This is a genomic window from Pseudomonas sp. RC10-4-2, assembly GCF_050433085.1.
Classification (GTDB): Bacteria; Pseudomonadota; Gammaproteobacteria; order Pseudomonadales; family Pseudomonadaceae; genus Pseudomonas; species Pseudomonas aeruginosa.
Window position 1 is genome coordinate 471,291 of sequence record NZ_JBNPXX010000003.1, and the last position, 20,444, is coordinate 491,734.

Genomic DNA, 20,444 nt, shown 5'->3' on the forward strand with positions numbered 1-20,444 from the left:
GCCTGTTGGTCGTCGCTCTGCCAAGTGCCTGGACATATTTCCGTTATCCACTGATTCGGAGTCCAACGTCGCCGAACGTGCCGGCTGCCGCGACTCTCGAAAAAATAGCTTGGAGAAACTCCGAAACAAACATTGCACATGGACCGTCGTCGCAACGGTCTCCCTCAATAGTTATTAAAAGAAGAGGTTCGCACCCATGGCAGGCAAGCATTACCAGGATGCCGATGTGCATGCCGCAACCCTATCCCGCCTCCGACTGGTATTCCGGAACTTCGAGCGCGTCTGTGTCGCCTTCTCCGGCGGCAAGGACAGCTCGGTCACCCTGCAATTGGCGCTGGACGTGGCACGCGAGTTGGGACGCAGCCCGGTGGACGTACTGTTCATCGACCTGGAGGGGCAGTACCAGGCCACCATCGATCACGTCAGCGAGATGCTCGGGCATCCCGACGTACGCCCCTGGTGGGTCTGCCTGCCACTCAACCTGCGCAACGCCTCCAGCCTGGAGGAACCCTACTGGTGCTGCTGGGAGCCCGGCGCCGAGGCCGACTGGGTGCGCCCGCTGCCGAAGCACCCGGGGGTGATCAGCGACCCGGGGTTCTTCCCCTTCTACCGCTACCGCATGGAGTTCGAGGAGTTCGTCGCCGGCTTCAACGCCTGGCTGTCCAGGGAAGAGCCTACCGCGTTCCTGGTCGGCATCCGTTCGGACGAATCGCTCAATCGCTACCTGGCGGTCAAGCGCAGGAGCCGGGCGAAACAATGCGCCTGGACGCCGCCGGGCGGCTCCGCGCCGCTGGCCTGGAGCGCGCGCGACCGGGCCAACCCGCAGGCGGTGAGCTTCTTCCCGATCTACGACTGGCGTTTCGAGGATCTCTGGCGTTGCGTCGCCGACCACGGCTACGCCTATAACCGCCTCTACGACCAGATGTACCGCGCCGGCGTGCCGTTCTCGCAGATGCGCATCTGCCAGCCCTATGGCGACGACCAGCGCAAGGGCCTCGACCTGTTCCACCGGATCGAGCCACGCACCTGGTTCAAGGTAGTCCGGCGCGTCGCCGGCGCCAACTATGGGGCGCGCTATTGTCGCCAGCGCTTCCTCGGCTACCGTGGCGGCCTTGGCCTGCCGCCCTCCTTCGGCACCTGGCGCGAGTACAGCCAGTTCCTCCTGCGCAGCATGCCGCCGCCTCTGCGCGGCATCTACCAGCGGCGCATCGAGCGTTTCATCCTCTGGTGGAAGCAGCACGACTATCCCCTTGCCATCTGGCCGGACGCGGGGATCCCGGCCCTGGAGAATCGTCGCAAGCAGCCGTCCTGGCGGCGTATTGCGCTATCCCTGCTGAAGCAGGACATGGCCCGCTCGCTGTCCTTCGGCTTCTCCCAGGCCGATATCGACAGACTGGTCCCCGGTCGGGAGAAGCGCTCGTGATCCGCCCGCAAGACTGCGAGATCCTGCAGTGGCGCTCGTTCGACGACGAGGCCGCCTTCTTCGCCAGCATGGGCCGCTTCTTCGCCAGCGCCCGGGTGCGCCGCGAATGCGGCGGCTACCCGCTGAGCGACGGTCCCTACCACCGCTGGTTCGTGCTCCGCCGCCAGGGGGACACGCGGATACTGGGGTTCGTCAGCCTGGAGCAACATCCCGACGTGGTTCGCCTGCGCGATGCCTACCTGCGTGCGGAAGCGCGCGGTCGCGGGCTGTTCCGCACCCTGCGCGAGCGGGTCCTCGGACATGTCGACCAACTCGGGCTGGCCTGTACCACCCGCGCGCCCCAGGCCTGCGCGCGCCTTCTCGAACCGCACGGCTTCGCCGTGCATTCCACCCGGGGTAGCTGGGTGACGCTCATGAGGAAAGCCCATGGCACAGACAAAGACACTGACGGAGCGGGCCGAGACGCTGTTCGGCGAACTGCACGGGTTGCCGCTTGCCGAGCGGATTGAAGCCATCAACCGGATCCGCCGGCTGCTCCACGCGCACAGTCCGTTCGCCGAAGAGCCGGTCGATTGCGTGCAGTGGGTGCGTGCCGAGCGCGTCGCCGGCAACGACTACAACCCCAATACCGTCGCGCCGCCGGAGATGCGACTGCTGAGGCTGTCCATCGAGTCCGACGGATTCACCCAGCCCATCGTCGCCTATCCGCAGGCCGACGGGCGCTACGAGGTGGTCGACGGCTTCCACCGCCTGCGCGTGGGCAGCGCCAAGGGCGCGCTGCGCCAGCGTCTGCACGGCTACCTGCCGATCGCCGCGATACGCGCCGGGCGCGAAGGCGACAGCGAGCGCATCGCCGCCACCATCCGCCACAACCGAGCACGCGGCGTGCACGGCGTGTTGCCGATGACGGCGATCGTGGTGACCCTGCTCAAGGCCGGCTGGAGCGAGGCCGACGTGGCCCGCGAACTGGGCATGGACAATGACGAGGTGCTGCGTTTCAAGCAGGTTTCCGGATTGCCCGAGCTGTTCCGCGAACACGTGTATTCCCGCTCCTGGGAGTAGCGGGCGGCGCCGTCGGCCGCACCGCTCGCCCAGGCTCAGGCCGCGCCGGTGGTCAGGCTGATGTGCTTGTATTCGACGAAGTCGTCCAGGGCGGCGACCCCGTTCAGCCGGCCGAGGCCGGACTGGCGGTAGCCGCCCTCCTCGAATTCGTCGTAGACCTTGGCCCAGTCGTTGATCCACACGGTGCCGGCGCGAATCTTCCGCGCCACCCGAAAGGCACGCGCGACATCGCGGGTCCAGACCCCGGCCGCCAGCCCGTACTCGCTGCGGTTGGCCAGGGCGACGCCCTCCTCCTCGTGCTCGAATACCTGCAGGGTCAGCACCGGTCCGAAGGTTTCCTGTTGCACGATGTCCAGGTCCGGATCATCGACCTCCAGCAGGGTCGGACGGTAGAAGGCGCCGGCCGCCAGCTCGCCCTCGGTTACCGGGCCGCCGCGGACCACCACCCGCGCGCCGGCGGCGATGGCCTGGCGTACGGCTCGCTCGACGCGCTCGACGTTGGCCTTGTCGATCAGCGGCCCCATGTCGCTGCGCGGGTCCGCCGCCGGCCCCACGCGCAGGTTTTCCAGGCGCTGCGCCAGGCGTTCGCGTAGCCGTTCGGCAACGCCGCGCTGCACCAGCAGGCGCGAACCGGTCATGCAGAACTGCCCGGCGAACACCGTCAGCGACTTCTCCAGCACGGGCAAGGCGGCGTCCAGGTCGGCGTCGTCGAACACCAGGTGCGGTGTCTTGCCGCCCAGTTCCAGGCCGAAGCGCTTCAGGTGCCGCGCGCCGGCGGCGGAAATCGCTCGGCCGGTGGCGCTCGAGCCGGTGAAGCTGATCACCGGCACCTCGGCCGCGTCGATCAATCGCCGGGCGCCTTCGGAACCCGATTCGCTGAAGATGTTCACCGCCCCGGCAGGCAGCGACGGCGCTTCGGCGATGATCCGCGCGACCATGGCGTTGGTCTGCGCGGTCTGCCCCGGCATCTTCACCACCGTGGTGGTACCGGCGGCCAGCGCCGGCGCCAGGGAGCGGATCATCAGCACCACCGGTGAATTCCACGGCACGATGATGCCGGCGACGCCCATCGGCTCGCGCAGCACCAGCGACACCACGTCGGGGCGCGGCGTGCCGCTGGCGCCCCGTTCGCTGCGCGCCAGGCCGGCGTAGTAGCGCAGCTTGCCCGGCACCATGCCGACCTCGAAGGCAGCCTCGGGCTTGATCTTGCCGTTCTCCAGGGCAAGCAGGTCGATGAGCGCATCGGCATGCCGCTCGAAGGCCGCGGCGATTTCCTCCAGGGCTGTCGCGCGCAGCGCGTGGTCGTCCTTCCAGGGACCATCTTCGAAGGCGCGCACAGCGGCGGCGATCGCCGCATCGGCCTCGGCCCGCCCGCCGTCGGCGTAGGTGCCGATCGGCTGGCCGCTGGCCGGGTCGAAGGATTGTCCCCGCTGCGCGGAATCGAGCCATGCGCCGTCGATCCAGTGTCTGGCGTGTCCGTTCATCTGCAAGTTCTCCTGGGTCGGTCAGGCGATGCGCTGCGCGAGGTGCTCGGCAACGGCGATGGTGGTGATGTTGGTGGCCACCGAAATGGCATCGGGGAAGATCGAGGCGTCGATCACCCGCAATCCTTGCAGGCCATGCACCCTGCCCTCCAGGTCGACCACCGCCCAGCGCTCGCCGGCGCGGCCCATCGGCGCGCTGGAGGTCGGGTGGTGGTAGGTATCGAGGGTGGCGCGGATCGCCGCTTCGATCTGCGCATCGCTGCGTGCCTCGGGCCCCGGCCCGAGTTCGGCGTGGATCAGCCCGGCGAGCGGTTCGCTGCGGCCTATCCGGCGCGCCAGCTTGACCCCTTCCAGCAACCGCGCGCGGTCTTCGGCCTCGGCGAGGAAGTTCAGGTCGATCAGCGGCGCGACGGCCGGGTCGCGGCTGGCCAGGCGCACACTGCCCAGCGATTGCGGCCGGGTCAGGGCCACGGCGAGGACGAAGCCGACCCCGGTCGGGCTCATCTCGGCGGGGAACAGGTGGGTGGCGGTGATGTGCAGGTCCAGCTCGCCGTTCTGCGCCCGCGAGCTATGGGTCCAGAGCTTGGCGCCGATCACCGGCGACTGCGCGCCGATGCGCTCCGGCCGGGCGGCATAGGCGTTGTAGTAGAACGGATGGTCCTTGAGCCGGCGGCCCACCGGCAAGTCGGCAAGCAACGGGATCGACAGCGCCTTCAGCTCGTCGGCCGGGCCGACACCGGAGCGCAGCAGGATCGCCGGGCTGCCGTAGGCGCCGGCGCTGAGGATCACTTCGCCGGCGTGGATTTCCTCGCCGGAGGCCAGGCGCACGCCCACCGCGCGCTTGCCTTCGAAGAGCACCCGGTCGACCAGCGCGTCGCCGCGGATCGACAGGTTGGCGCGGCCGCGCACGGCGTTGTCGAGGTAGGCCATGCCGGTGTTGACGCGCACACCGTTGACGACATTCATCGGGTACGGCCCGACGCCGTTGGCGTCGGCGCCGTCGAAATCGGCGATGGCCTTGAAACCGTTGGCCAGGGTGGCGTCGACGAAGGCCCTCTGCATCGGCGAGAGATCGGCGCGGCTCAGTTGCCGCACCGGCAGCGGTCCGTCCCCGCCGTGCAGGGCCGGGTCGCCGCCCTGGCGGGTCTCCAGGCGGCGGAACGCCGGCAGCAGGTCGTCGTAGGACCAGCCCGGCAGGTTCCAGCGGGCGAAGTCTTCGCGCCGCGCGCGGATCGCCACCGCGCCGTTGATCGCCGAGCTGCCGCCGAGGACCTTGCCGCGGATCGCATGGATCGGGTGCCCGATCGCCCCCGGTTGGGACTGGTAGCCCCAGTCGCTGGAGGGGTCGCCGCCGACGCTGTCGCTGCTGGCGATGATCCTGGGGTAGTCCCAGGCCGGATAGGCCTGGCCGGCTTCCAGCAACAGTACCCGGCGGTCGCCGCGCTCGCTCAGGCGCCGGGCGAGGACCGCGCCGGCGGAGCCGCCGCCGACGATCAGCACATCGATCCTGCCGCCATCGAAGGCCTTGCGGGGCGTTTCCGCCGTGGCGCTGGCCACGCCGGGCGCGCCGCCGAGCAGCGAGCCCAGGGCGAGCGCGGCGGAGCCGGCGACGGTCTGCGCCAGCAAGGTGCGGCGCGCCGGGTTTTCGGGTTGGTGCATGGGGTTCTCCCGTATCCAGATCGATTGACGGGAGCAACGCTATGCCCGGCGCGCCCTCGGCGACAGACAGCGGAAGGCGAACCGCTGGTTCGGTTTTTCCGAACTCAGCCCGGCGGCAACAGGCCACGCTCGATGAGCGCGCGGTCCCAGGGTGCCGGATCGCCGATTTCCTCTTCGAGGAACTGGCCGAGGACGAGGATCTTCCGGGGCGTCCGTTGGGTCTTGCGGTAGACCACGGAAACCTGCCCGCCGTCCGGCGAGTAGCCAGGCAGGACCGGCAGCAGCTCGCCGGCCAGCAAGGCATCGGCGGCCAGGAAGCTCGGCAGGATCGCCAGGCCGAGCCCGGCGCGCGCACCTTCGAGCAACTGGTGCCCGGAGTCGGTGCGCATCCTCACCCGGATGCGGAACGAGGCCGGTTCACCGTCCACCGGCAGACAGAGCATGCCGCCGGGCTCGCGGTTGTAGTAGACCAGCCCGTCGTGCGCCTGTAATTCCTCGGGATGCTGCGGCACGCCATGCCGCGCCAGGTAGTCGGGACTGGCGCAGAGCAGGTGGCGGTTGGCGGTGATCGGCCGCGCCACCAGGCAGGAGTCGTCCAGCCGGCCCATGCGCAGGGCCATGTCGAAGCGCGGTTCCTGGAGGTTGACGAAACGATCGTCGGCCTGCACGTCCACCCGCAATTGCGGATGGCGCTCGGCGAAGCGCGCCAGCAGCGGCGCCAGGTAGCGCGGAGTGAAGGCCAGCGGCGCGGAGAGGCGCAACTGGCCGCGCAGGTCGTCATCGGCGTCGAGCACCGAGGCTTCCGCCTGCTCCAGCTCCTGTAGCAGGCGGCAGGCATGTTCGTAGTAGGTGCGACCGGGGTCGGTGAGGCTCAGCGGCCGGGTGCGGTTCAGCAGCACCCGGCCCAGGCGCCTCTCCAGTTGCTGGATACGCTGGCTGACTTGCGACTTGGTGGTGCCCAGGCGGCGGGCGGCCTCGGAGAAGCTATGGGCGTCGACCACGCTGACGAAGGTGGTCATTTCGGCAAACTTGTTCATCGGTGTCCTTCTGCGATCCGCCCCCGCGGACCCCGATCATACGCTTTCCGCCGCCGCTATCCGCGCCTCGGCGACCCGACGCAGGCGGTGCATGGACTCCTCCGACTCGCGTTCGATGCGACGGCGCAGCAGGAACAGGTTGGCCAGGCGCATCGACCAGCCGTCGAAGCGGTATTCCAGGGTGCGCACGAAGCGGGTGCCGGCCGCGCTCGGCTGGCATTCGTAGCTCAGGCGCAGGTGCAGACCCCGGTCGCCACGGGCGTTGGCGCGCCACAGGTGTCCCGGCTGGTACTCGACCACCGTCCAGGACAAGTGCCCGGCGCGGCCGCCGGCGTGAATGTCCTCCTCGAAGCGCGCGCCGGCCGGCAGCGGGCCAGCGGCGCCGTCGACCCGCAACGACGAGGGATGCCATTCCGGCCAGAGCCCCGGGCTGGCGGCGTAGGCGAGGGTCGCCTCGGGCCCGCGGGCGATCTCGATTCGGTGCTGCATGCGGGTCATGGCGTGCTCCTCGGCGGTTTCCGCTTCCCAGTGGAGGGTACCGTAGCACCAGTCCATCAACGGGAAGACCAGGTTGAAGTTGTGCGTCTGCATCAGCTCGCGACGGTGATGCAGTTCGTGCAGGCGGCGCATGTGGCGGATCCACGGCAGACGGCTGAGCGGATGCTCCGGCGGCAGGTGTTCGCAGGCGTGGAAGATCTCGTAGCTGAGGTAGCCCAGCAGCAGGGTCGCGGCGAACAGCGCGGCGAGGTTGTCGTTCAGCAGGCCGAGCAGGCTCCAGGCGAGCAGCGCGCCGAGGCTGAAGACCACCACCAGCCAGGCCGGGAACAGGATCACCCGCCAGTCGCGGGCCTGTTCGTAGCGCATCTGGCCGGCGACGAAGAAGCTGTGGTGGTCGCCGGTATGGCGCTTGTAGAACATCCGCCCCAGCGGGTGCTTGTGGTGGCCGAGGGACTTGTGGATGCGGTACTCGCCCCAGTTGAAGAACACCAGCGCGGCCGGCACCGTCAGCCATTCCAGCAGGCTCGGCTGCTCGAGTCGGGAGAGGAAGAAGACGATCCAGGCGCCGCCGTAGGCGAGGACGAAGCCGGCGTGCAGCCAGGGGTTGTAGCCGGGCCGGATGGCCGCGCGGTACTGCTGGCGAAAGGGTTGGGGATCGAAGGACATGGTCGGCATCTCGCGTGTGATTGTTATTGGCTGGGCCGCGAACCGGGCCGATCCGCCGGGGCGGAAGGGCTTGCATTCGAGTGTAGCGATGCCAGTCTTATCAGGGTAATGGATAAATAGAATGAGGATTATTCATGAAGCTGAACTTGCAGCAGCTCGACCTCAACCTGCTTCTGGTCTTCGATGCCCTGATGCGCGAACGCAACCTGTCGCGCGCGGCGATCCGCCTGCATCGCAGCCAGCCGGCGGTGAGCAACGCCCTCGCCCGCCTGCGCGAGCAGCTCGACCAGCCGCTGTTCCGGCGCACCGCCAAGGGCCTGGAACCCACCGCCGCCGCCCTCGCCCTGTACGTGCCGGTGCGCCAGGCCCTGCATCTGCTGCAGGCCGGCCTTGGCTCCCAGGAAACCTTCGATCCGCACACTGCGCGGACCTTTCGCCTGACGATGAACGACTATGCCCAGTTGCGCCTGCTGCCGGGCCTGGTGACCCGCTTGAAGACCCTGGCCCCGCGGGTGACGCTGGAGGTACGTCCCGACGAAGGCGCCTCGATCCCGGCGCAACTGGCCAGCGGCGAACTCGACCTGGCGATCGACTACCTGTACTTCGACGAGCCCGAGCTGGCCTACCGGCCGGTCGGCGAGGAACGCCTGGTGGTGATCGGCCGGCAGGGCCATCCGGCCTTCCGCGGCGGCCTCGACCGCGCGGCCTACGAGGCCGCGCAGCACGTCTCGATCCTGCCGCGGGTCGGGCGCGGCAGTCCGCTGGAGATCGTCCTCGGCTCGGCCAGGGTACAGCGCCAGGTGCAATTGCTGGTGCCTCACTACCTGACCATCCCGGCCATCGTCGCCAGCACCGAGCTGCTCGGCACCGTGCCACGCCGCCTGGCCGAGCGCTTCGCCGGCAGCCATGGTTTGCAACTGGCGGACGTCCCCTTCGAGATGGCCCCGGTGCAGGTCAACCTGATCTGGCATCGCCAGCAGGAAGCGACGCCCGGCCTGCAATGGCTGCGCGAGCAGATCGTGCAGATCGAACAGGGCTGAGTCATAGGTTGCGCGCGAGGATCAGTCTTCCGTCACTTTCGATCATTGAGCGAGGCCTTTCCCGCAACCTATGGTGAGGCTCCGCCCCGCAACCGGCCCCAGGCCGCCCCGGGGATACAGTCCAGCACCCGCCAGAGGAGCCACCGTATGACCAGCCTGCCGCTCGAAGCCAACGCCGCCGCCACCCTCGCCGAATGGCACGGGCTGATCGCCCGCCGCGACCTCTCCGGGTTGCCGCGCCTGCTGCACCCCGACGCCGTGTTCCGCTCGCCGATGGCGCACAAGCCGTATGCCGGCGCACCGGTGGTCTCGATGATCCTGAATACCGTGCTCACGGTCTTCGAGGATTTCGCCTATCACCGCCAGTTGGCCAGCGCCGACGGCCGCAGCGTGGTGCTGGAATTCAGCGCCCGGGTCGGCGAACGCGAACTGAAAGGCATCGACATGATCCGCTTCGACGACGACGGCCGGATCGTCGACTTCGAAGTGATGGTCCGTCCCATGAGCGGCCTCCAGGCCCTCGGCGAGGAGATGGGCCGGCGCCTGGCCTCCTATCTGGCCGCGAGCAAGGCCTGAGGCGGAGGAACCTGCCATGACCCGCATCACCGAAGTCGTGGTCGAGCGTCGCCAGCTCGCCACCGCCGCCCTGCGTACGCGCAACCTGCCCGCCACGGAGGCGCTGGCGGAAGGCCAGGCGCTGCTGGCGGTCGGCGAGTTCGCCCTGACCGCCAACAACGTCACCTATGCCGCCCTCGGCGATGCCCTGCGCTACTGGGAGTTCTTCCCGGCCGGCGAGGGGCTGGGCATCGTCCCGGTCTGGGGCTTCGCCGAGGTGCTTGCCTCGCGCTGCCCGGGGGTCGAACCGGGCGAGCGCTTCTATGGCTACTATCCGATGGCCAGCCACCTGCTGGTCGCGCCGGCGCAGGTCCGCGGCAGCGGCTTCGTCGACGCCAGCGAGCACCGCCGGAACCTCCCGTCGGTCTACAACCAGTACCTGCGCTGCAGCAGCGACCCGCTCTACCGGGCCTCCGACGAGGCCCTGCAGATGCTCCTGCGGCCGCTGTTCACCACCTCGTTCCTGCTCGACGACTTCCTCGCCGAGCATGCCTTCTTCGGCGCCACCGACCTGCTGCTGAGCAGTGCCTCGAGCAAGACCGCCATCGGCCTGGCCTTCCTCCTCCAGCGCAATCGTGCGCAACGCGGCCAGGACTACCGCATCGTCGGCCTGACCTCCGCGGGCAACCGCGCCTTCGTCGAAGGCCTGGGCTGCTATGACGAGGTCCTGGCCTACGACCGCCTGGACGCACTGGACGCCAGCGGAGACGCGCTGAGCGTGGATTTCGCCGGCAACGGCGCCCTGCTCGGCCAGTTGCACCAGCGCCTGGGCGACCGCCTGCGCTACAGTTGCCTGGTCGGCGCCGCCCACTGGGACCAGCGCGGTGGCCTGCCGAAGGCGCTGCCGGGTCCGACGCCGAAGCTGTTCTTCGCCCCGGCGCAGGCGGAAAAACGCCTCAAGGATTGGGGCGGCGCGGCGTTCCAGGCGCGCCTGGCGGAAGTCTGGGGCGAGTTCTCGGCCTTCGTCGGCGGCTGGATCCAGGTCCGCCGCGGTGTCGGCGGCAGCGAGGTGCTGGAGGTCTACCAGGACCTGCTGGCCGGGCGCTCGGCACCGCAACTGGGCTACATCCTTTCCCTCGACGGCGGCTGAGGCCGCCGTTCTATACTGCTGGACGGAGGTGGCGAACCCGTCGCGACCGACGAAGCGGGTTCCACCCATGGCGTCGGCGGCGCCCTTGCGCCGTCGCTTCGCGGGGGGATGGAGAGATACCGTCCATGAACCGAGCCAAGCTCTACCTCTGCTGCGTCGCACTACTGCTGGTGCCGGCCATCGCCGGTGCGGCGACTGCCGACTACGTCTACGGCATGCCGCTGGACGTGGCCAGGGTGCTGAGCGTCGACGAGGCGCCCAGCGATACCTGCCAGGTGGTGCGCGCCACCCTGGTGTACCTGGACTCCCACGGCGAGCGCCAGGTGTTGCACTACCTGAAGCAAGCGCGTGCGTGCAGCGACGAATGAAACGACGGAGGAAAGGACGAACGGTCAGGGTTGTCGTTTCATTTCACGAAATTTTCACCGCTGACATGGATACTGGAACCAGCTGAAGGACCAGCGCCCCATTGCATAGAGCCCACCATCGAGTGGGCTTTTTGCATTCCGGGCCGCGTATCGCCTGGCCTTGGGTTCAATCCCGCTCTTCCCTGCGCAGCAGTTCGCGCTTGCGCTCCACGCCCCAGCGGTAGCCGGAAATGTCGCCGTCGCGACGTACCACCCGGTGGCAGGGAATCGCCACCGCGATCCGGTTCGCCGCGCAGGCCTGGGCCACCGCGCGCACCGCTCGCGGCGCGCCGATCCGTTCGGCGATCTGCGCGTAGCTCGCCGTGCTGCCCGGCGGTATTTCCCGCAGTGCCTGCCAGACCCGTTCCTGGAACGCCGTACCGCGTACGTCCAGCGGCAGGTCCAGTCCCAGTTGAGGCGACTCGACGAAGCCCACCACCTGCGCCACCAGCCGTTCGAAGTCGGCGTCGCCGCCGAGTAGCTGGGCGCGCGGGAACTGGTCCTGCAACTCGCGCAGCAATGGCTCCGGCTCCTCGCCGAGGAGGATCGCGCAGATGCCGCGCTGGCTCTGCGCCACCAGGATCGCGCCCAGCGAGCATTGGCCGATGGCGAAACGGATCGCCGCGCCGGCGCCGCCATCGCGGTAATCGCGCGGGCGCATGCCGAGGCGTTGCGACGAGGACTCGTAGAAGCGGCTGTTGGAGTTGAAACCGGAGTCGTAGATCGCCTCGGTCACCGAGGCGGACGCCTGGCCCAGGCGCTCGCGCAGGCGCCGGGCACGATAGGCCGAGGCGTAGGCCTTGGGCGTCAGGCCGGTTTCGGCCTTGAACAGACGATGGAAGTGGAACGGACTCATGCCCAGTCGGGCGGCCAGCGCCTCCAGTGCCGGCGGCGTCTCCGCCGTCTCGATCATCCGGCAGGCCTGCGCCACCCGCTCGGCGCGCTGCTCCGCCGCCAGGCTGCGGTCGCCGGCGGCGCGCCGGCTGGGCCGATAGCCGGCGGCCTCGGCGGCCTCGGCAGTGGCGAAGAACTCGACGTTCTCGCGCCTGGGCCGACGCGCCGAGGAACTCGGGCGGCAATAGACCCCGGTGGTCTTCACCGCATAGACGAACGCCCCGTCCGCCGCCGCGTCGCGCGCCAGCACGGCGGCCCAGCGCTGTTCGTCGGTGTGGTAGGCGTTGCAAGGATCGGGCTGCTGGCTCATGGCGTTTCCCCTGTGGGAGCGGATGATGCCCGCAGACTAATTCGCCGTTCAAGCGCAAGAACTCCGGTTCTTGCGCTTGAATTCGAGCAAGGCCATGTGCCCGGCTTCGGCAGGTGCGGAAGGCCGTCGGCTTGCCTACCCATCGCCAGGCGCCATAATGGCCCGCTCGAACCGGCGGAAGGATTGGGAACATGGCGTTCAAACGGATAGCACTGGCCTACTGCGTGCAACTGGATCGGGTGATCTCCATCGCCAGCGCCCGCCGCGAATACTTCTCCCAGGCCGAGCCGCGCAAACGCTTCGATTTCCTCTGCTCCAGCGAAGGGTGCCGGGCACAGGGGATCAAGGTATCGGCGAGCAACTACGACAAGCTGCCGCAGGACACCCGCAAGGCCGCGCACTTCAGCAAGTTCCCGCACTCCACCCATCTGTCGGATTGCGAATGGTTCGTCGAGGAGGACGAGGACGCTCTGCGCCCGGGCGAGTCCGCCGAGGATGCCGGCCAGCGGCGCATCCGCGACAAGCTGGATGCCTACTTCGAGGAGTTCGACCCGGCCATTGCCGAGGAGGCCGCGCCGCCGCAAGCGGACCCGGACGCCGAGGGACAGCCGCCGGCCTCCGCCGCAGTGCGCACCGACGCTCCCGCCGCGCCTCGGCAGAGAACGCAACGGCCACGGCGCACCCGCGATTTCGAACTGCTCGTCGACACCTTCCGCCAGGCCCGCGCCGAGCTGCCGGCGGAAGAGTTCAAGCAACTGGACATCCGCATCAGCGGCCTCGGCCGGATACCGCTGCGCGCCTATTTCCAGCACATCGGCTATGCCGCCCCGGGCAGCGCCGGCAAGGTATTCTACGGCGGCGCCGACCTGGTCCGGCGCTACGGTGCGCCGAGCCGGCCGCAAGGCTTCCGCTTCAAGTTCCGCGACCGCATCGACGGCAAGCCGGTATTCCTCTACGTCGCCCCGGAAACCTTGCAGGGCTATCCGCATCGGCGCTACCTCGAAGACATCCTCGGTTGCGCCGAAACGGTGCGCTACTTCACCCTCTACGCCCTCGGCCGGCTCATCGAAGCGCCGAGCGGCAAGAGCTACAGCCTGGAGCCGGATGCCCTGCGCCACCTGGCGATCATCCCCGGTCCGGCGAAGGACGACGCCCCTCAGAGCTCGTCGTAGAGTCGGTCGCTGACCAGCATGTGCCCCGGCGCGTGACTGATGTACAGCTCCGGCTGAACCTCGGCGAGCACCGCCTGGGGCGTGACCCCGCAGGCCCAGAACAGCGGGATCTCGTCCGCCGCGAGCGGCACCGGGTCGCCGTAGTCGGGCCGCGCCAGGTCGCGGATGCCGATCAGCGCCGGATCGCCCAGGTGCAGCGGTGCGCCATGGGTCATAGGGAAGCGGCTGGTGACCTGGATCGCCCGGATCGCCTCGGCGGCCTTCAACGGCCGCATCGATACCACCGTGGGCCCGGCCAGGCGACCGCTCGGCCGGGTAGCGATGGAGCTGCGGTACATCGCCACGTTGCGCCCCAGCTCGAGGTGGCGCAGGCCGATGCCGGCGTCGAGCAACGCCTGTTCGAAGGAGAACGAGCAGCCGATGGCGAAGGCGACGAAATCCGCCTCCCAGAAGGTGCCGATGTCGCTCACCTCGACGGGCTCCTGACCGCGTCGATGCACCCTGTAGCGCGGCAGGTCGCTGCGCACGTCGATATCCGCGCCGAGCCTGGCGAAGTGCGGCGAGCCGGGTTCGCTGACGTCGAGCAGCGGGCAGGCCCGGGGGTTCAGGGCACAGAAGCGAAGGAACTCGTCGGCCCAGGATTTCTGCAGGATCACCAGGTTGGCCTGCAAGTGGCGCTGGCCGAGGCCGCTGGTATGGCCGGTGTAGTCGCCGCGGCGGATCAGTTGGCGCAGGACCGGCGGCGGCAGTTGCGCGAGTTCGTGGAAGGTCGGTTCGGGCATGGCGGCTCCGTGCGCTGGCGGACGTCGTTGTTGGCAGGTTTGTAGAAGCGGACGGCGGTCAGCGTCCAACGAGATTTTTCCGCCAGGGGCGATCGGAAAATCCGAATCAGCGCGAACGCAGCCGCCCCACTCCTTTCTTCAGCGGCGCCAGGAGCATGCACTCCGGGCCAACGTTGACCGCGTAGTCGGCCAGCACCGCCTTGCTCAGCTCCACCACTTCGTCCACCAGTTCCAGGCCGGTGCCGCCGCGCCAGGACACCACCACCGGCAGGTTCGGCGGCGGCGGGCCGAGGCGCAGCAGGGTCAGTTCGCCGCGTTCCAGTTCCTGGCTGACCAGCGCCGGCGGCAAAGCGCCGACGCCGAAGCCGTCGCGCAGCAGGCGGGTCATCGCCGCCACCGAGTTCACGCAGTTCAGGCGCGGCGCCGCGACGCCGTTGGCGTGCAGCAGGCCGAGCACGTCCTGGTGCGGCCGCGAGTGCTTGGAGAAGGTCACCACCCGCTCCCGCGCCAGGTCCGCCAGCGAGGCGTAGTCGCGGTGGTAGATCGAGCCGGTGGAAACGATCCAGCGCAGCGGATAGCTGCCCAGTTCGAGGTTCAGCACCGACTCGTGGCGCAGCGAGTCGGTCTGGAAGATCAGGTCCAGGTAGCCCTTCTGCAACTGCTCGGAGAGGTTGCGCGCGGTGTCCGCCATCAGCTCGATCTCCACCGCCGGGAAGGTTTCCGTGACCCTGGCCACCAACGGGCTCAGCCAGGTGTGGATGACCGTGTCCATGGCGCCGATGCGGATCCGTCCCTGGGTGCTGGCGCCGGTGTCGAGCGACTGCTTCAGCGCGTGCATGGTGTCCATCATCCGCTCGGCGTAGGCCAGTACCTTGTCGCCTTCCGGGGTCAGGGTCACGCCACGCGAGTCGCGGACGAACAGTTTCACGCCGAGTTCGTCCTCCAGCACGGCGATCCGGCTGGAAATGGAAGCCTGGGTGCTGAACAGCTTCTCCGCGGTGAGGCGGAAGCTCTTCAGGCGCGCGACCCAGACGAAGGTCTCGAGGAATTTCAGGTTCATGTGGCGGGTACCGACGGGCAAGGGACACAAGGTGGCGGGAGCGAGCAGCTTCCATGCCAGCGCCCACCTTCCGGCGGCACATGATCGACGCATGACGGCCTGCTCCGCCATCGAAATTTCTTATCCCCGGCGGCCGCATAAATTAGTTGGACGCTCGCTGGCCAGCCTCGAAGAATGCGACCACCGGGTGCGACGGCGCCCACCGAATCTTCATAACACCAATAACGACGATCGGTGCCCCCATGGAAAAACACATGACCCTCGACGCCGGCCCGGACGCTTCCCGGGACGGTCATTTCGGCTGGTATCGCGCCCTCGACAAGCAGGAACGCCGGGCCTTCTGGAGCTGCAAGATCGGCTACGGCCTGGACGGCATGGACACCCAGATGCTCAGCTTCGTGATCCCTACCCTGATCGCCCTGTGGGGGATCGGCACCGGCGAAGCCGGCTTCATCCACACCATGACCCTGCTCGCCTCCGCCGCCGGCGGCTGGATCGCCGGGATCCTCTCCGACCGCATCGGCCGGGTGCTGACCCTGCAACTGACGGTGCTCTGGTTCGCCTTCTTCACCTTCCTCTGCGGCCTCGCGCAGAACTACGAGCAGTTGCTGGTCGCACGGACCCTGATGGGCTTCGGCTTCGGTGGCGAATGGACCGCCGGCGCGGTACTCATCGGCGAAGTGATCAAGGCCCGCGACCGCGGCAAGGCGGTCGGCCTGGTGCAGTCCGGCTGGGCCATCGGCTGGGGCCTCACCGCCATCCTCTACTCGCTGATGTTCAGCCTGCTGCCACCGGAAGAGGCCTGGCGCGCGCTGTTCATGCTCGGCCTGTTGCCGGCGCTGTTCGTCCTGGTGGTACGCCGGCTGGTCAAGGAACCGGCGATCTACCGCGAGGCCAGGCAACGCAACCAGGGCGCCGACAAGGTCAGCTTCTACGAGATCTTCGCCCCCGGGATGCTCAGCATCACCCTGCGCGCCTCGCTGCTGACCACCGGCGCGCTCGGCGGCTACTACGCCATCACCGCCTGGCTGCCGACCTTCCTCAAGACCGAACGCGGGCTGACCGTGCTCGGCACCAGCGGCTACCTGGCGATGGTGATCCTCGGCTCCTACGTCGGCTACGTGGTCAGTGCCTTCCTCACCGACCTGATCGGGCGCAAGAAGAACTTCGTCCTGTTCGCCGTCGGCTCCTTCACCGTGGTCCTGCTCTATACCCAGTTGCCGGTGAGCAACGGCGCCATGCTCTGGCTCGGCTTCCCGCTCGGCTTCTTCGCCTCGGGCATCTTCAGCGGCATGGGCTCGTTCCTCACCGAACTGTTCCCAACCCGCATCCGCGGCTCCGGCCAGGGCTTCTGCTACAACGCCGGGCGCGCCATCGCCGCGCTGTTCCCGATGCTGATCGGCATGCTCGGCCAGAAGCTCTCGCTGGGCCTGGGGATCGGCGCCTTCGCCGCGGTCTCCTACGGCGTGGTGATCCTCGCCGCCCTCAGCCTGCCGGAAACCCGCGGCAAGCAACTGGAACTCTGAGCCGTCGACCGAGGAAATCCCAGCATGCATCCCACTCCCCGCCTGGCTGCCGCGCTGCTCGCCGGCAGCGGGCTGGGCTGGCCGCTGCTCGCCCAGGCCGACCTGGTCGAGGACAGCCACGCCAGCCTCGAACTGCGCAACTTCTACTTCAACCGCGACTTCCGCCAGAGCGGCGCGCGCGACAACGCCGACGAATGGGCGCAGGGCTTCCTCCTGCGCCTGGAGTCCGGCTTCAGCGAAGGCACCGTCGGCTTCGGCGTCGACGCCATCGGCCTGCTCGGCTTCAAGCTCGACTCCGGCGGCGGCAGCGGAGGAACCGGGCTGCTGCCGGCCGACGGCTCCGCCGGCGGCTCCCAGGATGACTACGCCAAGCTCGGCCTGACCGCCAAGGCGCGGGTCTCCAACAGCCTGCTCAAGGTCGGCACGCTGCACTTCAAGAGCCCGCTGGTCTCGGCCAACGACACACGCCTGCTGCCGGAACTGTTCCACGGCGCGCTGCTCGACGTGCAGGAGATCGACGGCCTGACCCTGCGCGGCGCGCACCTGGACCGCAACAAGCTGAACAGCTCCAGCGACTACCAGGTGTTCAGCGCCAACCGCATCGGCGGGCGCAGCGATGCCTTCGACTTCGCCGGCGGCGACTATCGCCTGACCCCGGCGCTGACCGCCAGCCTGCACCAGGGTCGGCTCAGGGACATCTACCGGCAGACCTTCGCCGGCCTGGTACACACCCTCGACCTCGGCGGACAGCGTTCGCTCAAGAGCGACCTGCGCTTCGCCCGGGCCAGCGAGGACGGCGGCTTCCGCGAACTGGACAACCGCGCCTTCGGCGCCCTCTTCAGCCTGCGCCTGGGCGCCCACGCGGTGGCCGCCGGCTACCAGCGGATCAGTGGCGACGATCCCTATCCCTACATCGCCGGCAGCGACCCGTACCTGGTCAACTTCATCCAGATCGGCGACTTCGGCAACGTCGACGAGCGTTCCTGGCAACTGCGCTACGACTACGATTTCGGCGCGCTCGGCCTGCCCGGCCTGAGCTTCATGAGCCGCTACGTCTCCGGCGACAACGTCGCCCGCGGCGCGGCCAACGACGGCAAGGAATGGGAACGCAACACCGACCTCGGCTACGTGGTGCAGAGCGGGCCGCTGAAGAACCTCGGGGTGAAATGGCGCAACGCCACGGTGCGTTCGAATTTCGCCAACGACCTCGACGAAAATCGCCTGATCCTCAGCTACAGCCTGGCGCTGTGGTGAGGTCCGGCGAGCAATGACCTGAAGGAACCTGCATGAACAACCTGTTGTTGAACTGCGATATCGGCGAGAGCTTCGGTGCTTGGCGCATGGGCCTGGACGCCGAGGTGATGCCGCTGATCGATTGCGCCAACATCGCCTGCGGCTTCCACGCCGGCGATCCCGGCACCATGCGCCGCACCGTGGCCCTGGCGGTGGAGCATGGCGTGCGCATCGGCGCGCACCCCGGCTACCCCGACCTGGTCGGCTTCGGCCGGCGCTCGCTGGCCTGCTCGGCGCAGGAAGTGGAAGACCTGCTGCTCTACCAGATCGGCGCCCTCGACGGACTCTGCCGCGCCCAGGGCACGCGGGTACGCTACGTCAAGCCGCATGGCGCGCTGTACCAGGACATGATGCGCGACCCGGCGATCCTCGCCGCCGTGCTGCGCGCACTGGCGGCCTACGACCGCACCCTGCCGCTGATGCTGATGAGCACCCGCGACAACACCGCGGCGCGCGCGCTGGGCGAGGCCCACGGCATCGAGCTGTGGTTCGAGGCGTTCGCCGACCGCGCCTACGACGGCGCCGGCTACCTGGTCTCGCGCAGCCAGCCCGGCGCGGTACACCACGACGCCGAGACGGTGCTCGCCCAGGCCCTCCTGCTGGCCCGTGGCGCGGCGCTGCGAGCCAGCGACGGCAGCGCCCTGGCGCTGGAGGCGCAGACCCTCTGCGTACACGGCGACAACCCCGCCTCGCTGGCCGCGGTGCGGCGCATCCGCGACGCTCTGGAGGCGGCATGAGCCAACCGCAACCGCGCATCGAGGTGGCCGCCATCGACAGCTTCGTCCTGCGCCTGTTCGAGCGCATCGACGAAGCCAACATGCCCTGGCTGCTGGCGGCGGAGGAAAACCTGCGGGCGGCGTTCGGCGCCGCCCTGCTCGACCTGGTGCCGTCCTACACCACCCTGCTCCTGCAATACGACCTGCTCCAGCTCGACCCCGGCGAAGCCCGCGCGCGGATCGCCGCGGCGCTGTCCGACTTGCACCCGAGACGCCAGGACGGCGGCCGCCTGCACGTCCTGCCGACCTGGTACGACCCGCGGGTCGGCCCCGACCTGGCCCCCCTGGCGCGGCGCAAGCAGCTCGGCGTCGCCGAGCTGATCCGCCGCCACAGCCAGCGCGAGTACCGGGTCTTCGCCCTCGGTTTCAGCCCCGGCTTCGCCTTCATGGGGCTGGTCGAGGAAGCCCTGGCGGCGCCACGCCTGGCGACTCCCCGGCAACGCATCGCCGCCGGCAGCGTCGGCATCGCCGAGCGCCAGACGGCGGTCTATCCGCAGGCCTCGCCAGGCGGCTGGAACCTGCTCGGGCGCTGCCCGGTGCGCCTGTTCGACCTCACCCTGGACGGCTACAGCCTGCTGCGCGCCGGCGACCGGGTGCGTTTCGAACCCATCGGACACGCCGAATTCGTCCGTCTCGGCGGCGACGACACGCCCCTGGAGGTCCAGGCATGAACGACTCCATCCACGGCGGCCTGCGGGTGTGCCAGAGCACCCCGCTGGTCCAGTTGCAGGATCGCGGCCGCTTCGGCTGCCGCCATCTCGGCGTGACCCAGGGCGGCGCCCTCGACTGGCTGTCCATGGGCTGGGCCAACTGGCTGCTGGGCAATCCCCTGGACGCCGCGGTGATCGAGATCGCCCTCGGCGGTTTCGTCGCCGAATGCCACGCCGACGGCTGGCTGGCCCTGGCCGGCGGCGATCTCGGCGCGACCCTCGATGGCCAGCCGCTACCGGCCTGGGGCGCGTTCGCCGTGCGCGGCGGCCAGCGCCTGGCCTTCGCCCACCCGCGCCAGGGCGCCCGCGCCTACCTGGCGGCGCCCGGCGGCTTCGCCGGCGAGCGCCAGTTGGGCAGCCTGGCCACGGTGGCCCGCGAAGGCCTGGGCGGCCCCCGCGCCGACGGCAAGGCCCTGGCCGCAGGCGACAGCCTCGGCTGGCTGGCCGATGGCGCGCGACCGCGCGCGCTGCCCCTGCCCAGCGAACGGATCATGGACTGCACCGGCGAAGCGCGCCTGGAGCTGATCCTCGGCGCGCAGATCGGCGACTTCCCGGCCATGAGCCTGTTCGATGCGTTCAACGGCGACTGGCAGGTGGATACACGCGCCGACCGCATGGGCGTACGTCTGCTCGGCCCGCGCCTGGAATGCCGGCAGCAGTCGATGATTTCCGAAGGCATCGCCCTCGGCGCGGTGCAGGTGCCGCCGGACGGTCAGCCGATCGTCCTGCTCAACGACCGCCAGACCATCGGCGGCTACCCCCGTCTCGGCGCCCTCGCCCCGCTGGCGCTGGCGCGCCTGGCGCAATGCCTGCCAGGCCAGCGGGTGCGGCTGCTGCCGACGGTGCAGGAGGCGGCGCACCGCGAGCATCGACGCCTGCTGGCGGCCTGGGACGCATAGGCGGTTTTTTTGAACGGCGCCGTATGGCGAGCGTCCACCGC

Annotated in this window: 20 protein-coding genes; 13 read left to right on the forward strand and 7 right to left on the reverse strand. The window is 69.2% G+C overall.

The window, feature by feature from the left end:
• Positions 1-196: 196 nt before the first annotated feature.
• From FHW81_RS17675 to FHW81_RS17685, 3 genes are read left to right on the forward strand one after another with little or no spacing between them, the layout of a single operon-like run.
• Positions 197-1,423: a phosphoadenosine phosphosulfate reductase gene (locus FHW81_RS17675; RefSeq protein ID WP_023084299.1), complete on the forward strand. Its 1,227-nt coding sequence runs from the start codon at positions 197-199 to the stop codon at positions 1,421-1,423.
• Positions 1,420-1,932 (forward strand): GNAT family N-acetyltransferase, encoded by a 513-nt coding sequence (locus FHW81_RS17680; protein ID WP_031772080.1) that lies wholly within the window; start codon positions 1,420-1,422, stop codon positions 1,930-1,932. The genes FHW81_RS17675 and FHW81_RS17680 overlap by 4 nt, the downstream gene beginning before the upstream one ends.
• Positions 1,850-2,485: an IbrB-like domain-containing protein gene (locus FHW81_RS17685; protein WP_023091346.1), complete on the forward strand. Its 636-nt coding sequence runs from the start codon at positions 1,850-1,852 to the stop codon at positions 2,483-2,485. Before FHW81_RS17680 ends, FHW81_RS17685 begins: the two co-directional genes overlap by 83 nt.
• 35 nt (positions 2,486-2,520) lie before the next feature.
• Here FHW81_RS17685 and FHW81_RS17690 read toward each other — a convergent pair whose 3' ends face one another.
• From FHW81_RS17690 to FHW81_RS17705, 4 genes are all read right to left on the reverse strand, one after another.
• Positions 2,521-3,969 (reverse strand): aldehyde dehydrogenase family protein, encoded by a 1,449-nt coding sequence (locus FHW81_RS17690; protein WP_003160203.1) that lies wholly within the window; start codon positions 3,967-3,969, stop codon positions 2,521-2,523.
• Positions 3,970-3,990: 21 nt separating this feature from the next.
• Positions 3,991-5,628: a GMC family oxidoreductase gene (locus FHW81_RS17695; RefSeq protein ID WP_023091347.1), complete on the reverse strand. Its 1,638-nt coding sequence runs from the start codon at positions 5,626-5,628 to the stop codon at positions 3,991-3,993.
• Between the two features lie 104 nt (positions 5,629-5,732).
• Positions 5,733-6,665 (reverse strand): LysR family transcriptional regulator, encoded by a 933-nt coding sequence (locus FHW81_RS17700; RefSeq protein WP_003102145.1) that lies wholly within the window; start codon positions 6,663-6,665, stop codon positions 5,733-5,735.
• Positions 6,666-6,701: 36 nt separating this feature from the next.
• Positions 6,702-7,838, reverse strand: a complete 1,137-nt coding sequence (locus FHW81_RS17705; protein WP_010895600.1) for an SRPBCC family protein — start codon at positions 7,836-7,838, stop codon at positions 6,702-6,704.
• Between the two features lie 125 nt (positions 7,839-7,963).
• On the opposite strand from FHW81_RS17705, the gene FHW81_RS17710 reads away from it, so the two are divergent.
• The 4 genes from FHW81_RS17710 to FHW81_RS17725 all read left to right on the forward strand — a co-directional run bounded on the left by FHW81_RS17710 (position 7,964) and on the right by FHW81_RS17725 (position 10,942).
• The gene (locus FHW81_RS17710; RefSeq protein ID WP_003142490.1) at positions 7,964-8,869 is read left to right on the forward strand and encodes a LysR family transcriptional regulator; all 906 of its coding nucleotides are present in this window, start codon (positions 7,964-7,966) and stop codon (positions 8,867-8,869) included.
• 147 nt (positions 8,870-9,016) lie between these two features.
• A complete protein-coding gene (locus FHW81_RS17715; protein ID WP_003102139.1) occupies positions 9,017-9,445 on the forward strand; it encodes a nuclear transport factor 2 family protein in 429 nt (142 codons plus the stop codon).
• Between the two features lie 16 nt (positions 9,446-9,461).
• A complete protein-coding gene (locus FHW81_RS17720) occupies positions 9,462-10,574 on the forward strand; it encodes a DUF2855 family protein (protein WP_023091348.1) in 1,113 nt (370 codons plus the stop codon).
• A gap of 125 nt (positions 10,575-10,699) precedes the next feature.
• Complete coding sequence (locus FHW81_RS17725) at positions 10,700-10,942, forward strand: DUF2790 domain-containing protein (protein WP_003088835.1); 243 nt, start codon at positions 10,700-10,702, stop codon at positions 10,940-10,942.
• 166 nt (positions 10,943-11,108) lie between these two features.
• On the opposite strand, the gene ada is transcribed toward FHW81_RS17725, so the two are convergent.
• Positions 11,109-12,185, reverse strand: a complete 1,077-nt coding sequence (ada, locus tag FHW81_RS17730) for a bifunctional DNA-binding transcriptional regulator/O6-methylguanine-DNA methyltransferase Ada (protein ID WP_003161846.1) — start codon at positions 12,183-12,185, stop codon at positions 11,109-11,111.
• Positions 12,186-12,376: 191 nt separating this feature from the next.
• Between ada and FHW81_RS17735 the strand changes: the two genes are divergently transcribed.
• Positions 12,377-13,357, forward strand: coding sequence for a hypothetical protein (locus FHW81_RS17735; protein WP_023091349.1), 981 nt, complete (start codon positions 12,377-12,379; stop codon positions 13,355-13,357).
• On the opposite strand, the gene FHW81_RS17740 is transcribed toward FHW81_RS17735, so the two are convergent.
• A complete protein-coding gene (locus tag FHW81_RS17740; RefSeq protein ID WP_003120275.1) occupies positions 13,342-14,139 on the reverse strand; it encodes a putative hydro-lyase in 798 nt (265 codons plus the stop codon). The genes FHW81_RS17735 and FHW81_RS17740 overlap by 16 nt on opposite strands.
• A gap of 106 nt (positions 14,140-14,245) precedes the next feature.
• Positions 14,246-15,199 (reverse strand): LysR family transcriptional regulator, encoded by a 954-nt coding sequence (locus FHW81_RS17745; protein ID WP_106120666.1) that lies wholly within the window; start codon positions 15,197-15,199, stop codon positions 14,246-14,248.
• A 254-nt stretch (positions 15,200-15,453) separates the two neighbouring features.
• Here FHW81_RS17745 and FHW81_RS17750 point away from each other — a divergent pair, with 254 nt between their 5' ends.
• Genes FHW81_RS17750 through FHW81_RS17770 form a run of 5 tightly spaced genes read left to right on the forward strand, consistent with a single transcriptional unit; the run spans position 15,454 to position 20,403 of the window.
• Complete coding sequence (locus FHW81_RS17750) at positions 15,454-16,725, forward strand: MFS transporter (protein WP_003122793.1); 1,272 nt, start codon at positions 15,454-15,456, stop codon at positions 16,723-16,725.
• A 24-nt stretch (positions 16,726-16,749) separates the two neighbouring features.
• The gene (locus FHW81_RS17755) at positions 16,750-17,979 is read left to right on the forward strand and encodes an OprD family porin (RefSeq protein WP_023091350.1); all 1,230 of its coding nucleotides are present in this window, start codon (positions 16,750-16,752) and stop codon (positions 17,977-17,979) included.
• Between the two features lie 32 nt (positions 17,980-18,011).
• Positions 18,012-18,755 carry a 5-oxoprolinase subunit PxpA gene (locus tag FHW81_RS17760; protein WP_003113623.1) on the forward strand — a complete coding sequence of 248 codons (744 nt, stop codon included), beginning with the start codon at positions 18,012-18,014 and terminating at the stop codon, positions 18,753-18,755.
• The gene (locus FHW81_RS17765; RefSeq protein ID WP_023089100.1) at positions 18,752-19,465 is read left to right on the forward strand and encodes a 5-oxoprolinase subunit B family protein; all 714 of its coding nucleotides are present in this window, start codon (positions 18,752-18,754) and stop codon (positions 19,463-19,465) included. Before FHW81_RS17760 ends, FHW81_RS17765 begins: the two co-directional genes overlap by 4 nt.
• Positions 19,462-20,403, forward strand: coding sequence for a biotin-dependent carboxyltransferase family protein (locus FHW81_RS17770; protein ID WP_023091351.1), 942 nt, complete (start codon positions 19,462-19,464; stop codon positions 20,401-20,403). Before FHW81_RS17765 ends, FHW81_RS17770 begins: the two co-directional genes overlap by 4 nt.
• Positions 20,404-20,444 lie beyond the last annotated feature (41 nt).

Excerpts from the sequence above, each read along its gene's own strand:
- FHW81_RS17675 (WP_023084299.1), top strand. The coding sequence starts at position 197 with ATGGCAGGCAAGCATTACCAGGATGCCGATGTGCATGCCGCAACCCTA.
- FHW81_RS17685 (WP_023091346.1), top strand. The coding sequence starts at position 1,850 with ATGGCACAGACAAAGACACTGACGGAGCGGGCCGAGACGCTGTTCGGC.
- FHW81_RS17690 (WP_003160203.1), bottom strand. The coding sequence starts at position 3,969 with ATGAACGGACACGCCAGACACTGGATCGACGGCGCATGGCTCGATTCC.
- FHW81_RS17695 (WP_023091347.1), bottom strand. The coding sequence starts at position 5,628 with ATGCACCAACCCGAAAACCCGGCGCGCCGCACCTTGCTGGCGCAGACC.
- FHW81_RS17700 (WP_003102145.1), bottom strand. The coding sequence starts at position 6,665 with ATGAACAAGTTTGCCGAAATGACCACCTTCGTCAGCGTGGTCGACGCC.
- FHW81_RS17705 (WP_010895600.1), bottom strand. The coding sequence starts at position 7,838 with ATGCCGACCATGTCCTTCGATCCCCAACCCTTTCGCCAGCAGTACCGC.
- FHW81_RS17710 (WP_003142490.1), top strand. The coding sequence starts at position 7,964 with ATGAAGCTGAACTTGCAGCAGCTCGACCTCAACCTGCTTCTGGTCTTC.
- FHW81_RS17715 (WP_003102139.1), top strand. The coding sequence starts at position 9,017 with ATGACCAGCCTGCCGCTCGAAGCCAACGCCGCCGCCACCCTCGCCGAA.
- FHW81_RS17720 (WP_023091348.1), top strand. The coding sequence starts at position 9,462 with ATGACCCGCATCACCGAAGTCGTGGTCGAGCGTCGCCAGCTCGCCACC.
- FHW81_RS17725 (WP_003088835.1), top strand. The coding sequence starts at position 10,700 with ATGAACCGAGCCAAGCTCTACCTCTGCTGCGTCGCACTACTGCTGGTG.
- ada (WP_003161846.1), bottom strand. The coding sequence starts at position 12,185 with ATGAGCCAGCAGCCCGATCCTTGCAACGCCTACCACACCGACGAACAG.
- FHW81_RS17735 (WP_023091349.1), top strand. The coding sequence starts at position 12,377 with ATGGCGTTCAAACGGATAGCACTGGCCTACTGCGTGCAACTGGATCGG.
- FHW81_RS17740 (WP_003120275.1), bottom strand. The coding sequence starts at position 14,139 with ATGCCCGAACCGACCTTCCACGAACTCGCGCAACTGCCGCCGCCGGTC.
- FHW81_RS17745 (WP_106120666.1), bottom strand. The coding sequence starts at position 15,199 with ATGAACCTGAAATTCCTCGAGACCTTCGTCTGGGTCGCGCGCCTGAAG.
- FHW81_RS17750 (WP_003122793.1), top strand. The coding sequence starts at position 15,454 with ATGACCCTCGACGCCGGCCCGGACGCTTCCCGGGACGGTCATTTCGGC.
- FHW81_RS17755 (WP_023091350.1), top strand. The coding sequence starts at position 16,750 with ATGCATCCCACTCCCCGCCTGGCTGCCGCGCTGCTCGCCGGCAGCGGG.
- FHW81_RS17760 (WP_003113623.1), top strand. The coding sequence starts at position 18,012 with ATGAACAACCTGTTGTTGAACTGCGATATCGGCGAGAGCTTCGGTGCT.
- FHW81_RS17765 (WP_023089100.1), top strand. The coding sequence starts at position 18,752 with ATGAGCCAACCGCAACCGCGCATCGAGGTGGCCGCCATCGACAGCTTC.
- FHW81_RS17770 (WP_023091351.1), top strand. The coding sequence starts at position 19,462 with ATGAACGACTCCATCCACGGCGGCCTGCGGGTGTGCCAGAGCACCCCG.